A 21,617-nucleotide genomic window follows, 5' to 3' on the forward strand; every position below is an offset into this window, starting at 1 on the left:
CAGGCGTCGGTGGATGGATCAGCGCTTCTCCTTGGGAAGCGCATAGGCATAGATGGCGTCGCCAGGCTTCGTGCCGAGGAAGGCGTGTCCGCCCGACGCCGTCACGACGAACTGACGCCCGCTCGCTTGCGACATATAGGTGATGGGGGTTGCCTGACCCGCCTGGGGCAAGCGACCGCGCCACAGAACCTTGCCTGTCGCGGTGTCGATGGCGCGCAGATATTTGTCCTGTGTCGCCGCGATGAAGATCAGGCCGCCCCGGGTGACGACCGATCCGCCCAGATTGGGCGTGCCGATCCTGAAAGGCAGCAAGGACGGCAGACCGAGCGGGCCGCTGTCGCGCGCGGTGCCCAGCGGATGCGACCACAGCAGCTTGCCGCTGTTAAGGTCGACGGCGCTGAGCCGTCCCCATGGCGGCGCCTGGCAGGGCGCGAACAGGGGAGACAGGAAGGGCAGGGAACGGACGGCAAAGGGCGTTCCCATCTGCGGCTGGATCATCTGTCCTTCAGGCTTGGGGGGGGCGCCCATGCCCATGGGTCGGACGCCCAGCCTGTCGGCCTCCTCGCGTTTCACCAATTGCACATAATTGCCGACATAATTGGTGTTGACGATCATCAGCCGCCGGTCGCGATCGATCGAAACCCCGCCCCAGTTCATGCCGCCCAGGAAACCGGGATAGGCGATGGTGGGCGAAAATCCCGGCGGAGTGAGCGTGCCTTCATAGCGCGCCTCGCGGAATTTTATGCGGCACCAGAGCTGGTCGAGGGGGGTGACGCCCCACATGTCCCGTTCCTCGACAGTCAGGCCGCGGAAAGATGGCATGGCATCCGAAAAAGGTTGGGTCGGCGAGGCCCGTTCACCCGGCGCCATGCCCCCTTGCGGCACGGGATGTTCGGTCACAGGCTTGATCGGTCGGCCGGTTTCACGGTCGAGCACGAACAGTTCGCCCCGCTTTGTGGGCTGGATCAGCGCAGGACGCATGCCCTGCGCGGTGGGCAGGTCGATCAGCGTCGGCTGGGAAGCAACGTCATAGTCCCACAGGTCGTGATGGGTCGTCTGGAAACGCCACCGGGGACGCCCTGTCTCAGCGTCCAGGGCGACGACCGAACTCGACCATGCCTCGTCGAACGGCCGCCGCTGCGCCCCCGCATAATCGGGCGGCGCGCCGCCGAGCGGAGCAAAGACCAGCCCCAGCTTTTCGTCCGCGCTCATCGGCGCCCAGCTATTGGGTGTCGAGGGCGTGTAGGTTTCGCCGGGCGGCGGCGCGCCGGTCCGGTCGGGGCGGCCAACGTCGAACGCCCAGCTAAGCTCGCCCGTGACGGCGTCGAATGCGCGGATTACACCGGATGGTTCGCCCCAATACATGCCATCGGCCACCCAGCCGCCCAGCACTATGCGCCCCCTGGCGATGGTCGGCGCCGATGTGACATAATAATAGCCTGCCGGAGCCTTGGGCATGCCGGCCTGCAGGTCGACGACGCCGTTGCGGCCGAACGAAGCGCATGCGCGCCCGGTGCGGGCATCGACGGCAAGCAGGCGGGCATCCACCGTGTTGGTGTAGATGCGTTCCGCGCAGGCGCCCGAAGCACCAGTAACCCGATGATAGGCAAGGCCGCGGCAATGGCCGTAAGTGGCCCCCTTTACATTGGTGTTGGCATGGAAGCGCCAACGCTGCTTGCCCGTCTCCCCGTCCAGCGCGACGATGTCGTTATAGTCGTTGCACAGATAGAGCGTGTCGCCGATCTTGAGCGGCGTAACCTCCAGCGAGGCCGGCGCACCGGCTGGCGCCGGGCCGAAATGATAGGTCCAGGCAAGTTCAAGCTTGTCGACATTGGCGGGCGTGAGCTGGGCAAGCGCGCTGAACCGCGTGCCCGCCGCGTCGCCGCCCCAGATCGGCCAGTCCTCGCCGGAGCCGTCCGTTGCGGGGGCGAGCGGCAATGGCCCCGGCGCCTGCGCCGCCATGCCCGCCTGGAACATGGGATCGGGCCGATCCGCGACGAACATCGCATTGGCGATCGCGCCCAGCCCGACGGCCAGCCCGAGACCGGCCAGCGCGATACCGAACCGCTTGCCAAGCGGCTGTTTGCTTTGCGGATGCAGTCGCCGCGCCGTCCACGGCAGGATGAACCAAAGGCCGATGGCGCAAGGGCCGGCCAGCCGGGCGAGGAGCGACCAGCCGGCGAAACCCGACTCGCCGACGGCCCATGCAACCGTGCCCAGCAGAAGGATGCCGAACAGCAAGGCGCCGCTCCGCCGACCCAACGCCACCAGAATGCCGCTGACAAGCGTCATCAACCCGGCGATCAGATAATAAGGCGATCCCCCCAATGTCAGGAGCTGGGTTCCGCCCACCGCCAGAACGGCCCCGACGAGGATCAGGAAGCCGGCAAAGAAATAGGGTCGGCGGAATATAGGGGCCCTGGATGTCATCCGGGTCGCATCATGGTCCGATCCCAACATTCCTTGTGCCTCTCCTGCCCCATTTTTTGCGTCGGCAATGTCTAGCGAACCGCCCTTGAGCCTGTATATGTTCAAATTTGATCGCATTATGTTCAAAAATGTCGGGAGGGGTGCTTGGAACGGCAGTGGGATGATCTGCGCATTTTTCTGGAAGTCACGCGCGCCCAGTATATCCCTGCCGCCGCCCGGGCGCTCGCACTCAGCGACGCGACTGTCCGCCGACGGCTTGCCGCGCTGGAAGCGCAGCTTGGCGTGGCGCTGTTTGACAGGGTCGACGGGGCGCACAAGCCAACGCGGGCGGGCATGCAGCTTCTTCCCGTGGTCGAGGATATGGAGCGCAAATCGCAGGAGGCCATCGAGAGGCTGCATAACGCCGACCAGCGTATTGAAGGGTTGGTGCGGCTCGGCGCGCCGGATGGCATATCCGCCTTGCTGCTGGCGCCCCGGCTCGCTCGCTTCCAGGCCGCGCACCCGGACCTGGATGTCGAGATGGTCAGCCTGACCCATGCCGTCGACCTTCGCCGGAGGGAGGCCGATATTGCGGTCGTATGGGACAGGCCAGATCGCGGAGAGCACCGCATTTCCGCGCTTCGCCCGGTGACGATGAGGCTCTATGCGGCCCGGAGCTATCTGGAGGCGCATGCGCCGATCAGGAGCATCGAGGACCTGAAATCGCACAGGTTCGTCGGTTATCCCCTGTCCTCGCCGATCGCGCAAAGTCTTGCCAAGATGCTTTCGGAATTTGAGCAGAATGTCAGGCTGGCCTTCACCAGTCCGAACATCCTGGTGCAGGCGGCGGTCGCGACCGAGGGCGGCGGCATCATCATGCTGCCGCGTTACGTCGCTGACCAACGACCCGCCCTGCGGGAAATACTGCCCGAAGCATTCGCGGCGTCCCTGCAATTATGGCTGCTCATCCATAAGGAGGTCGCCCGACTCGCGCGGATACAGTCGGTCGCCGCACTGGTCAGGTCATGCTTCCCATGATCGCGCCGCAACGGGAAGCGCCGCCCATTTCCATTCAATCGCCAGCCATGATTTGCCGCCCAGCCGGTTCCATGCCGTCATTCAGCACAATCGATTTGCAATTGGAAGACGCGCAACCCCTGCCGCCCGCCCGCCCTCACCTCTATGCTCGCTCGCCGGGAGGAGTTGCATATGGCCGGCGGGAACGTCACGAAGGACAGCAGTAGGACCTATATTCTGATCATCCTTTGCCTTGTGTATTTTTGCTACACGCTGGATCGCAATGCGATCGTGGTTTCGCAGGAGCTTTGGCGGAAGGAGTTCGACCTGACCGACACGCAGGTCGGCATGATCACCGGCACAGCCTATGGCATCAGCTATGGTCTGGCGGGCATTCCCCTGGGTTGGGCAGCCGATCGGTTTAACCAGCGATCATTGCTCGCCACCCTGCTGACGGTGTGGAGCGCACTCACCGTTCTTTGTGGCCTGGGCACCGCTTATGTCCACCTGCTATTGACCCGCATCGGCGTCGCCGCGGCAGAATCGGGCGGGGGGCCGACGTCCATGTCGATCATTGCGGACGTCTTCCCGCCCGAACGAAGGGCGAGCGCGGCCAGCACCTTTTACGCGAGCACAGGCCTTGGTGCGCTGCTCAGTTTTTCTGTCGGGGCCTATGTCGCCGCCCAATGGGGCTGGCGCGCCCTGTTTATCCTGTCGGGACTGCCTGGCCTTTTGCTGGCGGCAATCATGCTGACGACCATGAAACTGCCCCACCATGCGGTGACGGGTCAGGGCCGCGCCGTCACCCTGGCGCAAATTCCGGCTGCGGCCTGGTCAATCCTGCGTCACCCGATCCTCCGCTACATCTATGTCGGCGCCGGGCTCTACACGCTTGCCGCAACCGGCTTCAGCATCTGGATCATTTCCTTCCTTGTCCGCAAGCACGGGCTGTCGCTGGAAATCGCCGGCACGATCGTCGCGGTGGGGATAGGCCTGTTTTCGATCGCTGGCCTGCTGCTGGGCGGCGTCCTGGCCGACCAGGCGCGGTCCCGCTTCGGACTGGCGGGCATATTGTTGGTCGTGGCGGTCGCCGCGCTGGTAAACCTGGTTTTTGGCCTGTCCGCTATTCTGTCCGCCAACCTGGTCGTCGTAATCCTTGGCGTCTGCGGTTTCGGGGCGAGCGGGGCGCTGTTTTCCGGGCCGACCAATGCGGCGATCAGTGAATTGGCGAAGCCTCAGCAGCGGGGCATTTCCTTCGCCCTGTTCGCGGTTCTCGCCAACCTGGTCGGTTCGGGCATAGGCCCGATTGCGATTGGCGCGATCGCCGACATGACGGCCGCTCGATCCCCCGGCGGCCAGTCGCTCGGCTCCGCAATGGCGATCATCCTGATGTTGCAGCTATTGACGGCGTCGGTCTATTGGCTGGGGGCCCGAAAGATCGGCAGGCCGCTTGCGGCAGCCGCGGCCTGACCTATTCTGCATTGCCATCGCGATAGGCGACGGGCGAAACGCCGACCGCTTTGTGAAACGCGGCGGTAAAGGCCGCCGTGCCGCCGAAGCCGCACCGGTAGGCGACCTGCTTGATCAGCAGGTCGGATTCTTTCAGCAGCGTGCGCGCCATCTGGATGCGGCGGTCGGCGACATAGCTGCGGAACGTCTGGCCGGTGGTCGCCTTGAACAAGGCGCTGAAATGACGCGCGCCAAGATCGAGCGTGGCGGCGACATCGTGAACCGACAGGCTGGCGCCGGCCTGTTCCACCAGGTCGCGAACCTTGCGCATCTCGCGCTCGCCCAGTCGATCGCGGGTTTCGGCGCCGTTTGGCAAGCCGGCCAGACCCCGCAATTCGCATGCGACAAGGGTGAGCAGCGATTCAATCTGAATGTCGCTGGCGAAGCCGGGAGACTGAAGCTCCTCGGCCAGCATCAGCATATGCCGCTGCAACCGCACATTGGCGGCGCTGTCAACGCGTTGCAGTGAGCAGTCGCTCCAGTCCCAGTCAAAGGGGGTCAGCGACGTCATGCGGGATGGATCGAAAAGGCAAGTCAGCGTGCGCAGCCGCGGCTGATCCCAACGATGGCGCATGCGCGTGCCCGGCGGTGCGAAGCTGAGCGGGCCGTTGATCGAGGCCGCGCCGTCGAACCGATCAAGATAGGTCCGGTCGTAGCTGTCATCCATGAGGATCATATCGATCCAGCAAAGTTTGGAGGCGACCGAAACCATGCCGCCCATCGGCCAATGCATGTCATTCACCCGCGCATAATAAAATGCCCCGGACCGTTCGCCCTCGCTCAAGGTGAATTGGGGGCCCGCTGATTCGACGACCCTGTCAGTCCAGTGGTCGATTGTTTCAGCCACTTACCTCTCCTGTGTTTCCGCATTTTACGCTGCGTCGGCTGGCGGAGTCAAATGGCAGCGCCTTCCATGTAATTGCGCCAAACATTCACGACATTCGCCGAAAGGCGGACCGATTGCGGGAAACGCCCGGCATCCTCACGAAGGAGAGACACAGATCGGGAAGTGAACCGGTCGGACTATCTTGCCTGCGGAGGGGATTATGACTTCACAAAATATTGTCAGGATGACGGCCTGCGCCGTCGTCGCGCTGTGCTGGAACGGCAGCGGCATGGCGCAGACGACGGATCCAGCTTCGAATGCCACGGACGACATCATCGTGACCGCGCGCCGGTCGGCCGAAAGCATCCAGTCGGTGCCCGTCAGTATTGCTGCGCTTTCGAACGAAGCATTGCGCGAGGCGTCGATATCCACTCCCGAAGACCTGATGCGGTCGGTGCCCGGCGTCTATCTGGTCGGGAGTTCCACCCGCACCAACACCATCTATTCGATCCGTGGCCAGACCCGCGCGACGCTGGGTTTCGGCCAGCCTTCGGTCGTCAGCTATTTCGCCGAAGTGCCCGACCCCACGCTTGGCAGCGCCACGGCGCAATTCGACATGGCGTCTGTTCAGGTGCTCAAAGGCCCGCAGGGCACGCTGTTCGGCCGCAACACCACCGGAGGCGCAATCCTCTTCTCACCGGCGCGGCCGAGCTGGTCGCTCGAAGGCTATGCGCAGGGGAGTCTGGGCAATTACGACATGCGCGCGCTGGAAGGCGTCATCAACCTGCCCATCGCGGACCAGGCGGTGGCCTTGCGCGTCGGTGGCCAGATGCGGCGGCGCGACGGTTATACCCGAAACCTGGGCATCGGCGGCAATCCCGACGACGTCCATTCCGACGCGATCCGCGCCTCCCTGCTGGTCGAGCCGGGCGACACGATCAGCAACCTTCTGATCGTCGATTATTACAAGAGCTCGACCAACGGTCCCGGCGGCGTGCTCGACGAAGTGCTTCCCGGCGCCAGCCTCCTCGACCTGGCCGGCATCCGCGGCGCGATGCTTGCCCAACTCGCGACGCTGAAAGCCGCTGGCAGGCGCACGACGTTCAGCGACGTGCCCTCGTTCGAGCGGCTAAAGCGCATCGGTATCACCAACCGTACCGAACTCAGCCTGGGCGGCATGACGCTCACCAACATCTTCGGCTATCGCGCCGTTGACCTTAACGTCATGTTCAACGTCGACGGCGTGGATGCGCTGACGGCGGACGGGAGCGGGGTTTTCCCGGCGGGCTTGCGGGTCGCCTATGTCAATGGCGGCCTTCGCAGCGACATCGAACAATATACCAACGAACTGCAAGCCTCCGGCACGCTGTTCAACGATCGGCTCAAATGGCTGGTCGGAGGCTTCTACCTCAAGAGCACGCCGGACGGCCCAACCGGATCGGACATTGATGCGCTGAAGGTCGCCGGGACCGCGGGCACGCCCTTCGGCTATGAATATTACCGCCAGACCAGCAAGGCGCTGTTCGCCAACATCGCCTTTCAGATCGTGGCGGACGTCACTCTCAATGCCGGCTACCGCCAAACCTGGGACCAGGCGCGTTCCTGCACGGGCACCGACCTTGCCGGGCTGGGCAATCTGGTTGACGCCGACGCCTGTTATGGCGGCAGCGCAGCCATCGGCAAGCGAGCGGTGCTGACGTCGAAATCTCATGCGCCAACCTGGACCATCGGCCTTGACTGGCAGGCGACCGACGATCTCTTCTTCTATGTCACGTCAAGGCGCGGTTATCGCACGGGCGGCATCAACCCGCCCAAGCTCGGCGGCACGCTGATCCCCTATCAGAGCTTCGCACCGGAAAAGGTCACCGATCTGGAAATCGGCATGCGGTCCGAATGGAATGTCGGGGACGTGCGCGGTCGCCTGAACATATCGGCCTTCCGCGCCGATTATTCGGATGTCCAGATCGGCCTGACTGGCGTGCGCACCGCTGCGGGGTGTATCGTGGGCGACCCGGTCCGGGGCGAGTTTCCCTATTCGCCTGACGGCAATTGCGACACAAGCGACGATCCGGCGAGCGGCGGGCTGCTCGCCAATCTTGGCAAGACGCGCGTATCGGGGGTGGAATTCGACTTCCATGTTGAACCCCTGACTGGTCTCGGCCTTGATGTTTCAGGCACTTTTCTCGATCCCAAGACGCGGTCGCTCAGCGCCAATCCGGTGCTCAGCCCCTATATCGTCGGGACTGAAGTGCCGTTCCAATACAGCCCCAAAACCAGTATATCAGCCGGTGTCCGTTATGAGACCGCCATTGATCCGATCGCTGGCAAGCTCGTGCTTAACGCGGACTATTATTATTCCGGCAAGGTTCTGCTGAACAATTATCTCGCACCATCCTATGGCCTGTTCAATTTGCGCGCGGGCCTGAACGATATCGCAAACAAGCCGATCGACCTTTCGGTCTTCGTTCGTAACGCCACCAACAAACGATATGTTTCAGCCGGCGGCGTCAGCGGCGCCACACTTGGCGTCACCGTCAACTATCTGGGCGAACCGCGCATGGTCGGCGTCGAACTGCGCTACCGCTTTGGCGGCTATCGCTGACATCAAGGACTGGATGCTCATCACATGACCGCCAACCCCGAAACCATTGTCCGCACTTTCCTGTCGACGCTGCACGCGGAGGGCCAACCGGATTTTGACGCCATCGCCGGAATGTTCACCGACGACGGCTATTATTTCCCGCTGGTCCCCGCCCGGCCGCCCATTGTCGGTCCGGCTGCGGTGGCGGCCGAGTTGGATCGACAGTTCATGCTCTACCGCGACTGCCGGTGCGACCTCATGCACATCGCCGTCACCGGCTCTGTAGTGTTGACCGAGCGGAGGGACAGGGTCACGATGCTGGCGAATGAACTGACCGGCTTTCCGCATGAATTCGACGTCGTCGTTTCGGTCTGCGGCGTCTTTGAAACGCGTGACGGGCGGATCAGCGGCTGGCGCGACTATTGGGACCCGGCTGATATCGCGAGCCAGGTCGCCGCGGGATCGGGCAAATGACGGCCATGACTGCCGGTGGCGCGACAGGTGATGGCGCCGATGCGATCCGCGAGTGGATCGCCGCGAACATAGGCGGCGCGATCACGCGGTTCGAACCGATCGCCCGTTGGCGACAGGCGTGGGAAGTGGATGTGGATCGGGGCGGCGAACAGCTGCGCCTGCACGTTCGGGGCGAACGCGGCAGTGGGCTCGACAACCGTCCTTTGCGCCGGGAATTTGACGCGCTGGGCCATCTTGCCGCCTCCGGCATTCCGGTGCCCCGGCTCTTCGGCTGGTGCGACAACCCCCGCGCCATCATCATGGAGAACCTGGCCGATACGCCCTTCCTCGGCAATCTGGACGGCGACCCCCAGCTTCAGAGCATGGTCGAAGATTATGCCGCGATCATGGCGGACATCCATCGGCTCGATCCCGCGCCCTTCGCTGCGATGGGGATAGAGGCGCCGGTGGGCGCAGAGGCGGTCGCCACCGAATATCTGGAATTTGCCGAAGGCATATATGACGAAACGCCGCATCCCCCCAATGCGCTGATCGCCTTCTGTCGGGGCTGGCTGCGACGCCACTTGCCGCTCCATCGCGAGCGGCTGGCGCCGGTGATTGGCGACGCGCCGCAATTTTTCCATGATGGCGGGCGCGTTACCGCGATCTACGACCTGGAACTGGTGAAGCTCGCCGATCCGATGCTCGACATCGCCTCGATCCGTCTGCGCGACACGAACGAGCCGATCGCCGACGTGGAAGCGGTGCTGGCCCGTTATGAGCGGGAGATGGGCGAGCCGCTCGATCAGGCCGCCCTGAGCTATTATACCGTGCTGCTGTTCATCGCCGTGCCGATGATATCGACCCCGGCGCTGGCCCCGCGACCGCACCCGGCCTTGGTGGAATATCTGTCCTGGTTCCTCGCCTCTTCGCGCGGCGCGATCGAAGCGGTCGCGGAAGCGAAGGGCATCGCGCTCGATCCGGTCGAAAAGGTCGAAAAGGCGTCGACAGTTCATGACGGCGCTTTCGAAGACCTCGTCGCGCAGTGCGCAGACCTGCAACCTTCGGGGTTCATTCGCCAGGCTCCGGCCCTCGCGCTTGCTTATTATGTACGTAATGCGAACGCGCTGGCCGCTCCGATCGACGCGGCCGATCGCGCCGATGCGCGCGCTTTGCTGGGCATTGATGCCGACCCCGCCGTCAATCTCGACAGCATCCTGGAGGATTTCGTCGTTCAGGCCAGCCCGGAGCAGGATGAGGCTCTGGTCCGGCTATTTCATCGGCGCGCCATGCGGCAGCTTCAGTTGCTCGAGGATTATCCCGCCCCCATCGTCAACCGCGGTCTTCAGCCCCTCCGTCGACGGCGCTGAACTGAGCGGGAGGAGAACGGATTGCGTCAGCGACCTTGCGTTGTTGGTCGCCGAACGCGGTATTTGGATGCGGGTGACCTCGACACCGGTCGCATGAATTGCATGGGCCTTGGCGACGAGCCGCCGTGCAATGAAAAACCAATTGTGCGATCCTCGGGCGCTATCTCGATAACCCCATGTCATTGTCCGTCGCGCCAAAAGGGCGCGCGATATTAGATTGCAAGCGTCATCCAGCCTAAGTCGTCCGATAATATTCTGTCTTGCAATAGACCGAGCGACCCCTGCCGGATGATGGGACCAACGGTGGCGTCCGGCATATTGTCGGGCGGTATGATGTGGAGCGGGTCCATGACAGGCCTCAGGATTGTCGATGCAATCGATCTGCATTGCCATTTTGGTCCCGATGCTGTTGGCGGGCCTCTTCGGCCAGACGATCATAGGGTAGCCGGACTGGACGCCGCGCGGGAGGCATTGGCCAGCGGTCACCGAGCCATCGTGCTGAAATCGCATAGTTTCCTGTCACCGGCGCTGGCGGCGCAGGATTGCTGGGGGGCGCCATGGCGAAGGCGTTTGCGGGCAATGGCGTAGAGATAGTGCTTGCTGACATCGCCAATCACTTTCAGACGCCCGATCGCCCGATCGCCATACCAAGCCTGGAAACCTGTCAGGTAGCGGATGGCCCTTTGACCATCCGCTATTTCCAACAAATGACGGATTGAGAGAGCGGGGCGCGGGCGGCGTGGCCGCCCGGCTCAGGCTCCCGCCTCCATGAAAGCGAGCAGGTCGGCGTAATGCGGCTGGTGGACCAGTCCGCCGCCTGAAATGGAGATGTTTTCGCCTGTGATGTAGCGGGACTCGTCCGAGGCAAGGAACGCCACCAGCGCGGCGATGTCGTCGGGCGTGCCGAATTCCGGGGTCAAAATGTGCCGCTGGATGATTTCTTTCAGCCCCGGCACTGTCTTTTCGAGCGCGGGCGTCAGCACGACGCCGGGTGCGATGCTGTTGCAGCGGATATTCTGTCGGCCATGCTGGGTCGCCACATATTTGGTGAGGCCGATGATCGCCGCCTTGGTCGAACCATAGGCGATACGCGCCAGATCGCCGGCGCTGCCGGAATTGGACGCTGTATTGATGATCGATCCGCCGCCGCCGGCGACCATGTGCGGGATCGCATATTTGCAGCCCAGCAGATAGCCGGTCAGGTTGATATCGAGAATTTCCTGCCAGATGGGAAGCGGTATGTCCGGAGCGGTGGTGTCCTGGGGACTTTTGACCGGATCGGTCATCGCCGCATTGTTGTGAAGAATGTCGAGACGGCCGAAATGGCCAACGGCCCGCTCGACCATGGCTTTGACCGACGCGGCGTCCGCAGCGTCGAACTGCACCGCGAGCGCCATCTCTCCGAGCGGTTCGGCGGCTTTCACGGCGGAGTCTTCGAACAGATCGGCGATCACCACCTGCGCGCCCTCTTCAACCATACGGCGCGCAACGGCAGCGCCGATGCCGCCGCCGCCGCCGGTGACGATCGCAACCTTGCCTTCCAGTCTTTTCATCTTCCCGCTATTCCTCTCCATTGCGGCGACAGGCATGACAGCCAGGTCGCGCCGTTTTCCGGCGAGTGATGATGAGGCATCGCGCCGTCATGCCTTCTACCTTTGGACAGGTTCGAGCGATGCGGGCCGGTCGAACGAATATGTCCGCGCAGCGATAGTCGGCGCGCGGGCGATAGCCCGAGGCGACGCATGCGCCGCCACACTGACATAAGGATGGGGGAAAGGGTCATGACAGAGGGGAGCGATGCAATATCCTTCATCCAGGGGCGGGACGCCGGCGCTGATGCCGGCAGAGGGGCCGTTGCCGATCGCTAACAGGCGGGTTCTGGTCTGGACGATCATCGCGCTGTTCCTGCTGAACTGCCTCAACTATATCGACCGCCTGCTCTTTTCGGTCGCCCAGGAACGGATCAAGGTCGATCTTGGCCTCAGCGACTTTCAGCTGGGTCTGATCGGCGGGCCTGCCTTCGCCATCCTCTACACCCTGTTCAGTTTTCCGATCGCCAGGGCGGCTGATCGGGGTCGACGGGTCGGCATCATCGCGACGTCGCTGACCCTGTGGAGCGCCATGACGGCGTTTTGCGGCGTTGCGGCCAATTTCGTCCAGATGCTGATTGGCAGGGCGGCGGTCAGCATCGGCGAAGCGGGATGCACGCCCGCGTCCCACTCGCTCATCTCCGACGCCTTTCCGGCGGAGCGGCGCACGACCGTCATCGCCATCTTTGCGGTCGCCGGTCCGTTCGGTGCAATCGTCGCGGCGGTGGCGGGCGGCGCCCTGATTGCGTTGTACGGCTGGCGGGCGACCTTCATCATATGCGGTGTGGCGGGCCTGTTGCTGGCGATTTTGTTCAGCCTTTCCGTCCCCGAACCGCATCGGCGCCATGTGTCCCGATCTTCCTCCTTTCTTCATACCACCCGCCACCTGCTCGGACGCAGAAGCTTTGCGCTGGTCGCACTTGCGGGCGGGATTGCGGGCGTCGGCAGCTATGCCAACCAGCAATATATGGTTTCCTTTCTGATGCGGGCCCATGGCCTGCCCTTGGGAACGGCCTCTCTGTTGATGGGTCTGGTGATCGGGGGTGTCGGCATCCTGTTCACGCTGGTCGGCGGGCCAGTGATGGACCTGGGGCGGCGTCGCTATCCCCGGATCAGGGCATGGCTCCCCTGTCTCGGCCTGCTCTGGTGCGGGGCGCTCTACGCGGTCGCGTTTCAGCTGCCAACGGTAGGCATGGCGATAGCCCTGATGCTGTTCGCTTCGATGGGCCAGCATTTCTACATGCCCGCCATGTATGCGCACGGCCAGGACGTCGCCCCGCCGCACATGCGCGCCATGGCGTCAGCGATCATCATCGCCACCAGTTCCGTCATAGGATATGGCTTCGGCCCGCCGCTGGTAGGCTTCGTCAGCGACATGCTGGCGCAGGCGGCGCGCGTTTCCGCTGGCCTCGATCCTGCCGCTTGCGCCCGGCGTGCGACGGAGGCCTGTGCGGCAGCCAGCGCGCAGGGACTGCGCCTCTCGCTCAGCTTCGGATCCTGCTTTTTCGTGCTTGCCGCCGGCCTTTTCGCGCTGGCGAGCCGATGGATGGCGGACGATGTCAGCGACGACCATCGGTAATCGCTTGCCATCTGCGACCAACGGGCAAATAATATGGGCGCCTTTACCGGCGGCTTATAAAAGCCTGCCGACGGCATGAAGAGGTGGAGGATGCGAGAGGAAGCCGCAGCGACCATACCCCTATGCGCGCCGCACACGGCGTCGCATTTCCATGTCGAACGGCAAATCCATACCAATGGCATTTTTGCCGACATCCGTCATTTCGGCTGGACCCAGAGCAGCCGGTCGGTTTTTCGGCCTGATTCCTACTATCTCGACTTTTCCATCGGCCCGCGCTGTCCCGCGTCGCGTTTCTTCAAAAGCGAACGGCAACTTGCCGATCCTCCGGGCGATATCGTTTTTCTGCCCAAGGGCGGCGCCTTCGCGACGCTCAGCGAACCCGGTGAGCATAGCCTATTATGTCTGACCTTCGCCAATGAGCGGGCCATGCAGCTGTTCGAGGATGACAGTGTTGCTCATCTGTCGCCATGTCAGGATGTGCAGATCGGTCGGGTGCGACAGGGACTCGCGCGTTTGGTGGAAGAATTGCGCAATCCCGGTTTCGGGCAGGACATCCTGCTGGAAAGCATGGCGCTGATGCTGGTCGTTGAACTGTGCCGGCATTTTCGCAGCGCGCAATATGATGATCGCAGCGCCCATGGACAAATGCCGGGCTGGCGGCTGCGGCGCGTCAAGGATCGGATAGAGGCCGACTTGGCGGGCAGCTTGTCAGTGGCGGATCTCGCGGCGGAAATCCGCACCAGCCCGCGCCATCTGATCCGCACCTTCAAGGCCACGACCGGCACGACGCTGACAGATTATATCGCCGGCCGCCGGATCGTCAGGGCGCAGGAGCAACTGGCGCACGAGGATCTGATGATCAAGATGATCGCCGGCAATTGCGGGTTTCAGAGCGCGGCGGCCTTTTCCGCCGCTTTCCGAAAGGCGACGGGCATGACGCCGCGCGAATATCGCGAGGCGCGGATCGGCATGGGCTGATCGACGGGCTCTTCCCTGACCCAAGCGCCCTGCTCCAGGGGAGTGGCGCGCGCAATTGCTATGCCGCTGGCGAATGGCGATGGTCGCATCATGTCCGCATGGCGATGTTTGGGCGCGCCGACGGTAGGCATCGGCATTGCCGGGACGGCAGGACGACCGGCACAATCCGCTTTGAAAGAAAGGCGGACACTCTGCATGACCAGCTACCTCGATCGTCTGATCGCCGACCCCACCAGTTTTCATGACGCGCCCTATGCGCAGGCCTTCACGCTTAGCCGGGAGGAAATCGACAGGCTTCATCTGGAAGGCGCGCGCAAGCGCTTTGCCGAATTGCGGCCCGGCCTCTCGGTGCTGGACAAGCTGGCGCGCGAGCAGGGCATCGAGACTATCGAGACGATCGACGATCTGGCGCCGCTGCTGTTTCCGCACACCGTCTATAAATCCTATCCGATCAGCTATCTGGAACGGAGCCGTTTCGACAAGCTGACCAAATGGCTTGCGGGACTGACGATCAGCGACATTTCCCACGTCGATGCCAGCGGTATCGAGACGATCGACGACTGGGTCGACCTGCTCGACGCTGAAACTGACCTGACCATCCAGCATACGTCCGGCACCACCGGTAAGCTGAGCTTCGTGCCCCGCACCAAGGCCCAGTGGCGCGAAACGATCATCCATTCCGCGATCATCATCCGCGACTGGTGGCCTGGCCGGGGGCCGGACATATTGAAGGACGGGATGCCGATCATCATTCCAGGCTATCGCTACGGCGCAGCCGCGATGCAGCGCGGTAACGGCATTCAGGTCGATCTCTATGCCAAGGGCGAGGAAAACACCTTGTTCCTCTATCCCAACGCCCGGTTCAGCGCGGACATCGCCTCGCTGGGCGGCCGCCTGCGTGCGGCGGAGGCGCGGGGTGAGGCCGGCATGATCGACATTCCGCCGGTCCTGCTGGAACGACGGGAGGCGCTGCTGGAACTGGAGCGGCGTCGGCCCGACGACCTCAAGCATTTCTTCAGCGAGGCGCAGCGACGTTTCCGTGGGCGCGACGTCTATGTGACGGCGATGTGGGCGATCCTCTACGACTGGGCGGAGGAGGGGCTGAAGCGCGGCCTTAAGAACGTCTTCGGCAAGGGCAGCGTGCTGCTGACCGGCGGTGGCAAGAAGGGCAAGGAACTGCCCGACGACTGGCGTGAGCGCGTGCTCGAATTTCTGGGTTTCGATACCATCTATGAAATGTACGCCACATCCGAACAGATGGGTCTGTCGATGATGTGCGAGCATGGCCATTATCACATCCCGCCGATCCAGATCCCGTTCCTGCTCGACCCGGCGACCGGCAAGCCCTTGCCGCGCAAGGACGGCCTGACCGGCCGCTTCGCCTCGTTCGACCTGATGCCCAATACCTATTGGGCCGGGCTGGTGACGGGGGATGAGATCACGCTGGCGGGCTGGGAAAAGCCCTGCGCTTGCGGCCGCACCGGACCCCACGTCATTCCGCCGGTGCGTCGTTACAGCGAGAAAGAGGGCGGCGACGACCGCATCGTCTGCGCCGGTGCGCCCGAAGCGCATGATCGCGCCCTCGAATTTCTTGCTGAACTGTCGATGTGAGAAGAGCCATGACCGAAGATTTTCGCGTTCCCCTCATCATCCGGGGCCAGATTATTGATGATGCAGAAATCAGCTATGGTGGCCGCCGGGGCGGCGTCAGCTTCTCGGCCCCCGACATCGCCAAACATGTGTCCCGCCTGCCGCTGCGCACCCCTTCGGCCATGGCCGATCTCTATGCACTGAGCTTCGACGAGATACTGGACTTCCTCGTCGCCCTGGGGGAGCGGCTGGATTTCGGGCAGAACCGCCATTTGCAGGATGCGTTTCGCCTGTCCTGCGAAACCTCCGGCCTGTCGGAGAGCATCCTTCGCACCCATTTCCAGCATATTGGCGCGGCGTTCGACCGGGGCGAGATGCGGCGGATGATGGATCGGTCCTGCGGGGTCGATTATCTGGAAGGCTGGGTCGATCAGGGTCCAAGCAGGTTCCCCGGCCTCACCGCGCGCACCCGCGCCTTTGGCGCGCGGACCGTGCATGTGATCGCGGGCAACGCGCCGATCGTCTCGATCCTGACAGTCATTCGCAACGCATTGACCCGTTCGGACGCCATCATCAAGCTGCCGTCGAACGATCCGCTGACCGCCGCGGCGCTCGTGCGCACCATGGTGGAGATGGACCCCGACCATCCGCTATCGAAACATGTTTCGGTCGCCTATTGGAAGGGCGGCGACGAGCAGGTGGAATCGGCCATCTACGATCCGCGCGGCGTTGAAAAGATCATCGCCTGGGGCGGTTTCGATTCGGTCAAGCACATCACCCGATATCTCCAGCCGGGAATCGACCTCATCACCCAGGATCCCAAGCTGTCGGGCACGATCATCGGTCGGGAGGCCTTCGCCGATGAGGGTACGCTGGGGCAAGTGGCGCGGCGTCTGGCGCTCGATATCGGCGCGCAGAACCAGGAAGGCTGCGTGTCGGCCCGCGTCATCTATGTCGAAAGCGGCACGGACGAGGAAGGGCTGGAGCGCGCCAACCGGCTGGGACGGCTGACATTCGACGCCTTGCAGCGGTTGCCGGACCATCTGAGTACGCCGCACAAGGCGTTTGACGGCGCACTCAAGGCCGAGATCGATGGCATACGCCTGAATGACGAGGAATATCGCATTTTCGGCGGCCGCGCCAATGAAGGGGCGGTGATCGTCAGCCAGGATGATTATCCGGTGGATTTTTCCCGTACGCTCGCCTGCCGCGTGGGCAATATTGTGCCGATCGACAGCACGGAAACGGCGGTGCGCGCGGTGAACGCCTATACCCAGACGGTGGGCATCTATCCCGACAGCCTCAAGACCGCGTTGCGCGATAGACTGGCATTTCAGGGCGCGCAGAGGATCGTCTCGCTGGGCGGCGCCGCCACGATGCAGCATAATATGGAAAGGCAGGACGCCATCGAACCCGTTCGCCGGATGGTGAAATGGGTGACGGAGGAACAGGCGTCGGGCGCCATGCTGGCCGCGCTCGCGGGCTGATCGGAAGGAAGCGACATGGCCGATTTCGACCTTGTGATCCGGGGCGGGACGATTGTCGATGGGGAGGGCGGCAATCCGTTCGAAGCGGACATCGCCATCGTGGATGGGCGTATCGCGGGCATCGGCGTTGACGTCGGGCAGGGACGCGAGGAGATCGACGCCCGCGACCTCCTCGTCACCCCCGGTTTCGTCGATGTGCATACCCATTATGACGGCCAGGCGACCTGGTCGGACAGTCTGGTCCCATCGGCGGATCATGGCGTCACAACCGTCGTCATCGGCAATTGCGGCGTCGGCTTCGCGCCGTGCAGGCCGGAGGACCGCGAGGCGCTGGTCAATGTCATGGAGGGGGTGGAGGACATCCCCGAAGCCGTGATGGCGAAGGGGCTGCCCTGGAACTGGGAGAGCTTTCCCGATTATCTGAGGTCGCTCGAAGCCCGCGCCTGGGATGCCGATGTCGGCGCTTATATTCCGCATTCGCCCTTGCGGGTCTACGCCATGGGCCAGCGGGGACTTGACCGGGAACCGGCCACCCCGGCGGATGTCGCGCGCATGACGCAACTGGTGGAGGAAGGCATGGCGGCCGGAGCGCTGGGTTTTGCGACGTCGCGCTCCCTGGTCCACCGGCGCGGCGACGGCGCCTTCATTCCGTCTTTCCGGGCCGAAGCCGACGAATTGGTGGCGATTGCGCGATCGGTTGGGGGAACAGGGCGGGGCGTGCTTCAGATGATCCCCAATCTCGATACGGCCGACTGGAGCAGCGATATCGATTTGATGAAGCGGATGGCGGATGCGTCCGGCCGTCCGGTGACCTATTCGCTCGCGCAATGGTCGACCGATCCGCAGGGCTGGCGCCGCACCATGGACGCCCTTGCCGACCATAATCGAAGCGGTGCGGCGCCCGTGCTTGCGCAGGTCTTTCCGCGGCCCATGGGCGCGATGTGCGGCCTGTCGACGTCGGCGAACGCCTTCAGCCACTGTGCGACCTATCGCGCGGTGGCCGACCTGCCGCTGGCCGAGAAGGTGGCGATCATGCGCGATCCGGCTTTCCGTGCGCGCTTGATCGCGGAGGAGCCGGACGAGACGCCGACTCCGCTCCACCGGCTGCTGCGCGCATGGGACAATATCTATCCGCTTGGCGCCGAACCCGATTATGAGCCATCGCCCGACCAGAGCATCTCTGCGCTGGCGGCCGAGCGGGGGTTGGAGCCCGCGGCGCTCGTCTATGACCTGATGCTGGAGCAGGACGGGCGCGCGCTGATCCTCATGCCCTTTTCCAACTATGCGGAAAAAACGCTCGATCCGGCGCTGGCGATGATGCGCGATCCCTACAGCATCGTAGGGCTGGGCGATGGCGGGGCGCATTATGGCATCATCTGCGACGCGAGCTACCCAACCACCATGCTGTCCTATTGGGCGCGCGATCGCGCGGGCGAACGGCTGACGATCCCGGCGGCGGTGAAGGCGCTGAGCGCCGACAACGCCGATTTCCTGGGGCTGGGGGATCGAGGGCGACTGAAGCCGGGTTTGAAGGCCGACATCAACCTGATCGACCATGGCGCGCTTCGCCTGCATGCCCCCCATGTGGTGCATGACCTGCCGGGCGGGGGCCGCCGGCTGTCCCAGCAGGCGACTGGCTATCGCGCCACGCTGGTCAGCGGCGTGGTGACCCGGCGGGACGGCGCCGATACCGGCGCGCGTCCCGGAAGGCTGGTCCGCGCCGCCTGATCAGGGGCGCGGATGGATCGTCGTTCCACCCGTCAACCCATGCTGGATGAAGGGCGTGGCGAGGAAATCGTGGGGAAAGCCAAGCGGGATTCGGCTTGCGGCGTCCAGCCGTTCCAGTTGGGCCTTGTCCAGCGATATACCGAGCGCGGCGACATTATCCTCATATTGCCGCATGGTCCGGGCGCCCACCAAAGGCGAGACGACCGCTGGATTGGCGAGGGTCCAGGCAATCGCCACCTGCGCGGACGTGACGCCCATCTCATCGGCGGTCGCCTTCACGGCGTCAGCGATCGCCACGACCCGCGCATCGACGCGTCCGGCGGCCTGCAGCATCGCGCCGCGACCCCCTGCCTCCCCGTCATGGGCGCTGCCGCCGGTCGCATATTTGCCCGACAGCATGCCGCTTGCCAGCGGCGACCAAGGCATCACGCCTATTCCCAGCGCCTTTGCGGCCGGGATGAGGTCGCGTTCGGCGGTGCGCTCGATCAGATTATATTCCGCCTGCAGCGCCACCAGCTGGCTCCAGCCACGCAGTTCAGCCATCGTCTGCAGCCGCGCCATTTGCCAGGCGGGCGTGTCCGACAGGCCAAGATAGAGAATCTTGCCCTGCGATACGAGGTCGTCGAACGCGCGCAATATCTCGTCAGCGGGTGTCATATCGTCCCAGACATGAAGAAAGAACAGGTCGATCCGGTCCGTGCGCAGTCGTTTCAGGCTGGTTTCGACGGTCTGGACCATGTTGCGGCGGCTGTTGCCCGCGGCATTGGGGTCGCCGACCGACCGGGTCAGCGAATATTTGGTGGAGAGGACCAGCCGTTCGCGCTTGGCCTCCGCGAACTTCCCGGTCAGCATTTCCGATACGCCATCGGCATAATAGCCCGCCGTATCGACGAAATTGCCGCCCCGGTCGACATAGGCGTCGAAAATGCGGCGCGATTCGCTTTCATCGCCGCCCCATTCCTCGCCAAAGGTCATGGTGCCCAGCGCCAGCGGCGACACGCGCAGTCCGGATCGGCCGAGCAGGCGATAGGTGTCGAGTGCGAGCGGATGGCTGTTTGTCTGCGTCATGGATAAGTCAATCTTTCGCTGCTTCGGTGACGACCCAGTGCATCATCCTGTGCACCGGCCATCCCCCGTCGTGCGGCAGGCCGCCGAACTTTCCGTTGTTGATATTGCCCAAAGCAACGATGCGCTGCGCGCCCGCCGACGACAGGCCATCGCGAACCTCGGCAATGCGGGACGGCGGATGGACGCCCACTGACTGGGTGGCGACGGTGACGTGCGCAATGGCGTCGGCAAGGCGGTCGACCGCGATCACGTTGACGAGCTTGCCGCCCGGATTGAAGGACACAGGCTCGCTGGAGCGAATGACCATTCCTCGGCCATCGGGCTGGCCGAACAGGCGGTAGACCGGCTCCAGATTGCCCAGCATGTCGAGTTCGTCAACCAGCATGGCGGGCGGCAGCGGCCCATCGGGACCCGCGCCATAACGGATATCCTTACCCATCGCCTCGACCAGAGCCTCGCAATAGGCGTCGATCTGCTCCATTGATCCTTCGATGAACTGGAAGCGGGCGCAACTGCACGCATCCTGATTGAAGGCGATGATGTCGGCGGCGCTGCGTTCGGCGATGGCCGTCAGGGGTTCGCCGTCAAAGGCTTCGCGGCCGATCAGCGAGATCGAGACCTTGGGGTCGAACGACATGATCTCGAATCCCGGCGCGGCATATTGCATGGCATGACGCACCGCCGCCTCGCCACCCCAGACCGCCAGCTTGTCGAAATATTGCGATCGCAGGATATGGTTTTCGATGCTGACGTCGCCGCCGCGCCAGTAGGCCGCCGAAAATGAGCGGGTGACGGGGTGGTTGGGGCCGACATCGGCCATTGTCCGCAGCAAGGCCGTCGCCGTGAACATGTCGTTGGACGGCATCTTCAACAGATGCACGCCCTTGCTGATCGCGCCGCGGACAATCGTGACCGGCGGCACGATGGGGGCGTTGCCAGCCAGAACATGCACCATTCGCGGCGGGAAGGCGCGAATGTCGAAGGCGGCGCCCTGTATCTGGCGCCGCGCCCATCCGTCGAGCACGTCGAGCGAACCCAGCGACTGTTCCGCCTCCGCCTCCACGGCGTCGCGGGTAAAGAACCATGCGATGTCGCGATAGCAATTCTCCAGGATTCGCGCGCCCAGAGTGTTGCAGCGCAGATTATTGGCGGCCGCTTCCTGAAGATGGATGTTGCGGTCGAAGTCGAGCGCCTTGCCGACTTCGACGAGGAAATCGACAATCTCGGCAAGCGGGGTGTCAAATGCCGGGCCAGCTTCGTTGCGCGACCAGATCAGCGAATCCAGATTGATCGCCGGGGTCATGACGGAACTGCCCGTGGCGCGAGAGCGGTGCTCGACCGCGGCGTCAAGCTGCACCACGCCCTTGATGACATGGGGCACGAGCAGCTTGTCCTTATTATTTTCAATGATTTCATGCAACATGACAGCCTCC

At 63.6% G+C, this 21,617-nt stretch carries 17 protein-coding genes; 12 read left to right on the forward strand and 5 right to left on the reverse strand.

Annotation, left to right across the window (positions count from 1 at the left end; translation table 11 throughout):
• Positions 1–18 precede the first annotated feature (18 nt).
• Positions 19–2,430, reverse strand: coding sequence for a membrane-bound PQQ-dependent dehydrogenase, glucose/quinate/shikimate family (locus GGR44_RS09495; RefSeq protein ID WP_183955355.1), 2,412 nt, complete (start codon positions 2,428–2,430; stop codon positions 19–21).
• A gap of 144 nt (positions 2,431–2,574) precedes the next feature.
• On the opposite strand from GGR44_RS09495, the gene GGR44_RS09500 reads away from it, so the two are divergent.
• Positions 2,575–3,447 (forward strand): LysR family transcriptional regulator, encoded by an 873-nt coding sequence (locus GGR44_RS09500; RefSeq protein WP_183955356.1) that lies wholly within the window; start codon positions 2,575–2,577, stop codon positions 3,445–3,447.
• 171 nt (positions 3,448–3,618) lie between these two features.
• Entirely contained in the window at positions 3,619–4,896 is a 1,278-nt protein-coding gene (locus GGR44_RS09505) for an MFS transporter (protein ID WP_183955357.1), read from the forward strand.
• Between the two features lies 1 nt (position 4,897).
• Here the strand turns inward: GGR44_RS09505 and GGR44_RS17160 are convergent, their stop codons facing one another.
• Positions 4,898–5,782 (reverse strand): helix-turn-helix domain-containing protein, encoded by an 885-nt coding sequence (locus GGR44_RS17160; protein ID WP_183955358.1) that lies wholly within the window; start codon positions 5,780–5,782, stop codon positions 4,898–4,900.
• A gap of 223 nt (positions 5,783–6,005) precedes the next feature.
• Between GGR44_RS17160 and GGR44_RS09515 the strand changes: the two genes are divergently transcribed.
• From GGR44_RS09515 to GGR44_RS09530, 5 genes are all read left to right on the forward strand, one after another.
• Complete coding sequence (locus GGR44_RS09515; protein ID WP_183955359.1) at positions 6,006–8,363, forward strand: TonB-dependent receptor; 2,358 nt, start codon at positions 6,006–6,008, stop codon at positions 8,361–8,363.
• Positions 8,364–8,387: 24 nt separating this feature from the next.
• Complete coding sequence (locus GGR44_RS09520; RefSeq protein ID WP_183955360.1) at positions 8,388–8,816, forward strand: limonene-1,2-epoxide hydrolase family protein; 429 nt, start codon at positions 8,388–8,390, stop codon at positions 8,814–8,816.
• The gene (locus GGR44_RS09525) at positions 8,813–10,165 is read left to right on the forward strand and encodes a phosphotransferase (protein ID WP_183955361.1); all 1,353 of its coding nucleotides are present in this window, start codon (positions 8,813–8,815) and stop codon (positions 10,163–10,165) included. Before GGR44_RS09520 ends, GGR44_RS09525 begins: the two co-directional genes overlap by 4 nt.
• Positions 10,166–10,513: 348 nt before the next feature.
• On the forward strand, positions 10,514–10,753 hold the full coding sequence (locus tag GGR44_RS17205) for a DUF6282 family protein (RefSeq protein WP_221214333.1): 240 nt from the start codon (positions 10,514–10,516) through the stop codon (positions 10,751–10,753).
• A complete protein-coding gene (locus tag GGR44_RS09530) occupies positions 10,723–10,884 on the forward strand; it encodes a hypothetical protein (protein WP_183955362.1) in 162 nt (53 codons plus the stop codon). The genes GGR44_RS17205 and GGR44_RS09530 overlap by 31 nt, the downstream gene beginning before the upstream one ends.
• Before the next feature lie 33 nt (positions 10,885–10,917).
• On the opposite strand, the gene GGR44_RS09535 is transcribed toward GGR44_RS09530, so the two are convergent.
• Positions 10,918–11,718, reverse strand: coding sequence for an SDR family NAD(P)-dependent oxidoreductase (locus tag GGR44_RS09535; protein WP_183955363.1), 801 nt, complete (start codon positions 11,716–11,718; stop codon positions 10,918–10,920).
• 301 nt (positions 11,719–12,019) lie between these two features.
• Here GGR44_RS09535 and GGR44_RS09540 point away from each other — a divergent pair, with 301 nt between their 5' ends.
• The 5 genes from GGR44_RS09540 to GGR44_RS09560 all read left to right on the forward strand — a co-directional run bounded on the left by GGR44_RS09540 (position 12,020) and on the right by GGR44_RS09560 (position 19,116).
• Positions 12,020–13,333: a spinster family MFS transporter gene (locus GGR44_RS09540; protein ID WP_246344495.1), complete on the forward strand. Its 1,314-nt coding sequence runs from the start codon at positions 12,020–12,022 to the stop codon at positions 13,331–13,333.
• 90 nt (positions 13,334–13,423) lie between these two features.
• On the forward strand, positions 13,424–14,311 hold the full coding sequence (locus tag GGR44_RS09545; protein WP_183955364.1) for a helix-turn-helix domain-containing protein: 888 nt from the start codon (positions 13,424–13,426) through the stop codon (positions 14,309–14,311).
• Positions 14,312–14,506: 195 nt separating this feature from the next.
• On the forward strand, positions 14,507–15,922 hold the full coding sequence (locus GGR44_RS09550) for a long-chain-fatty-acid--protein ligase (protein ID WP_183955365.1): 1,416 nt from the start codon (positions 14,507–14,509) through the stop codon (positions 15,920–15,922).
• An 8-nt stretch (positions 15,923–15,930) separates the two neighbouring features.
• The gene (locus GGR44_RS09555; protein ID WP_183955366.1) at positions 15,931–17,388 is read left to right on the forward strand and encodes an acyl-CoA reductase; all 1,458 of its coding nucleotides are present in this window, start codon (positions 15,931–15,933) and stop codon (positions 17,386–17,388) included.
• A gap of 15 nt (positions 17,389–17,403) precedes the next feature.
• A complete protein-coding gene (locus GGR44_RS09560; protein ID WP_183955367.1) occupies positions 17,404–19,116 on the forward strand; it encodes an N-acyl-D-amino-acid deacylase family protein in 1,713 nt (570 codons plus the stop codon).
• Here GGR44_RS09560 and GGR44_RS09565 read toward each other — a convergent pair whose 3' ends face one another.
• Positions 19,117–20,184, reverse strand: a complete 1,068-nt coding sequence (locus GGR44_RS09565) for an aldo/keto reductase (protein ID WP_221214335.1) — start codon at positions 20,182–20,184, stop codon at positions 19,117–19,119. It lies immediately after the preceding gene.
• Between the two features lie 7 nt (positions 20,185–20,191).
• On the reverse strand, positions 20,192–21,607 hold the full coding sequence (locus tag GGR44_RS09570) for an acyl-CoA reductase (protein WP_183955368.1): 1,416 nt from the start codon (positions 21,605–21,607) through the stop codon (positions 20,192–20,194).
• Positions 21,608–21,617: the final 10 nt, after the last annotated feature.

The sequence above is a fragment of the Sphingobium fontiphilum genome, from assembly GCF_014196635.1.
Classification (GTDB): Bacteria; Pseudomonadota; Alphaproteobacteria; order Sphingomonadales; family Sphingomonadaceae; genus Sphingobium; species Sphingobium fontiphilum.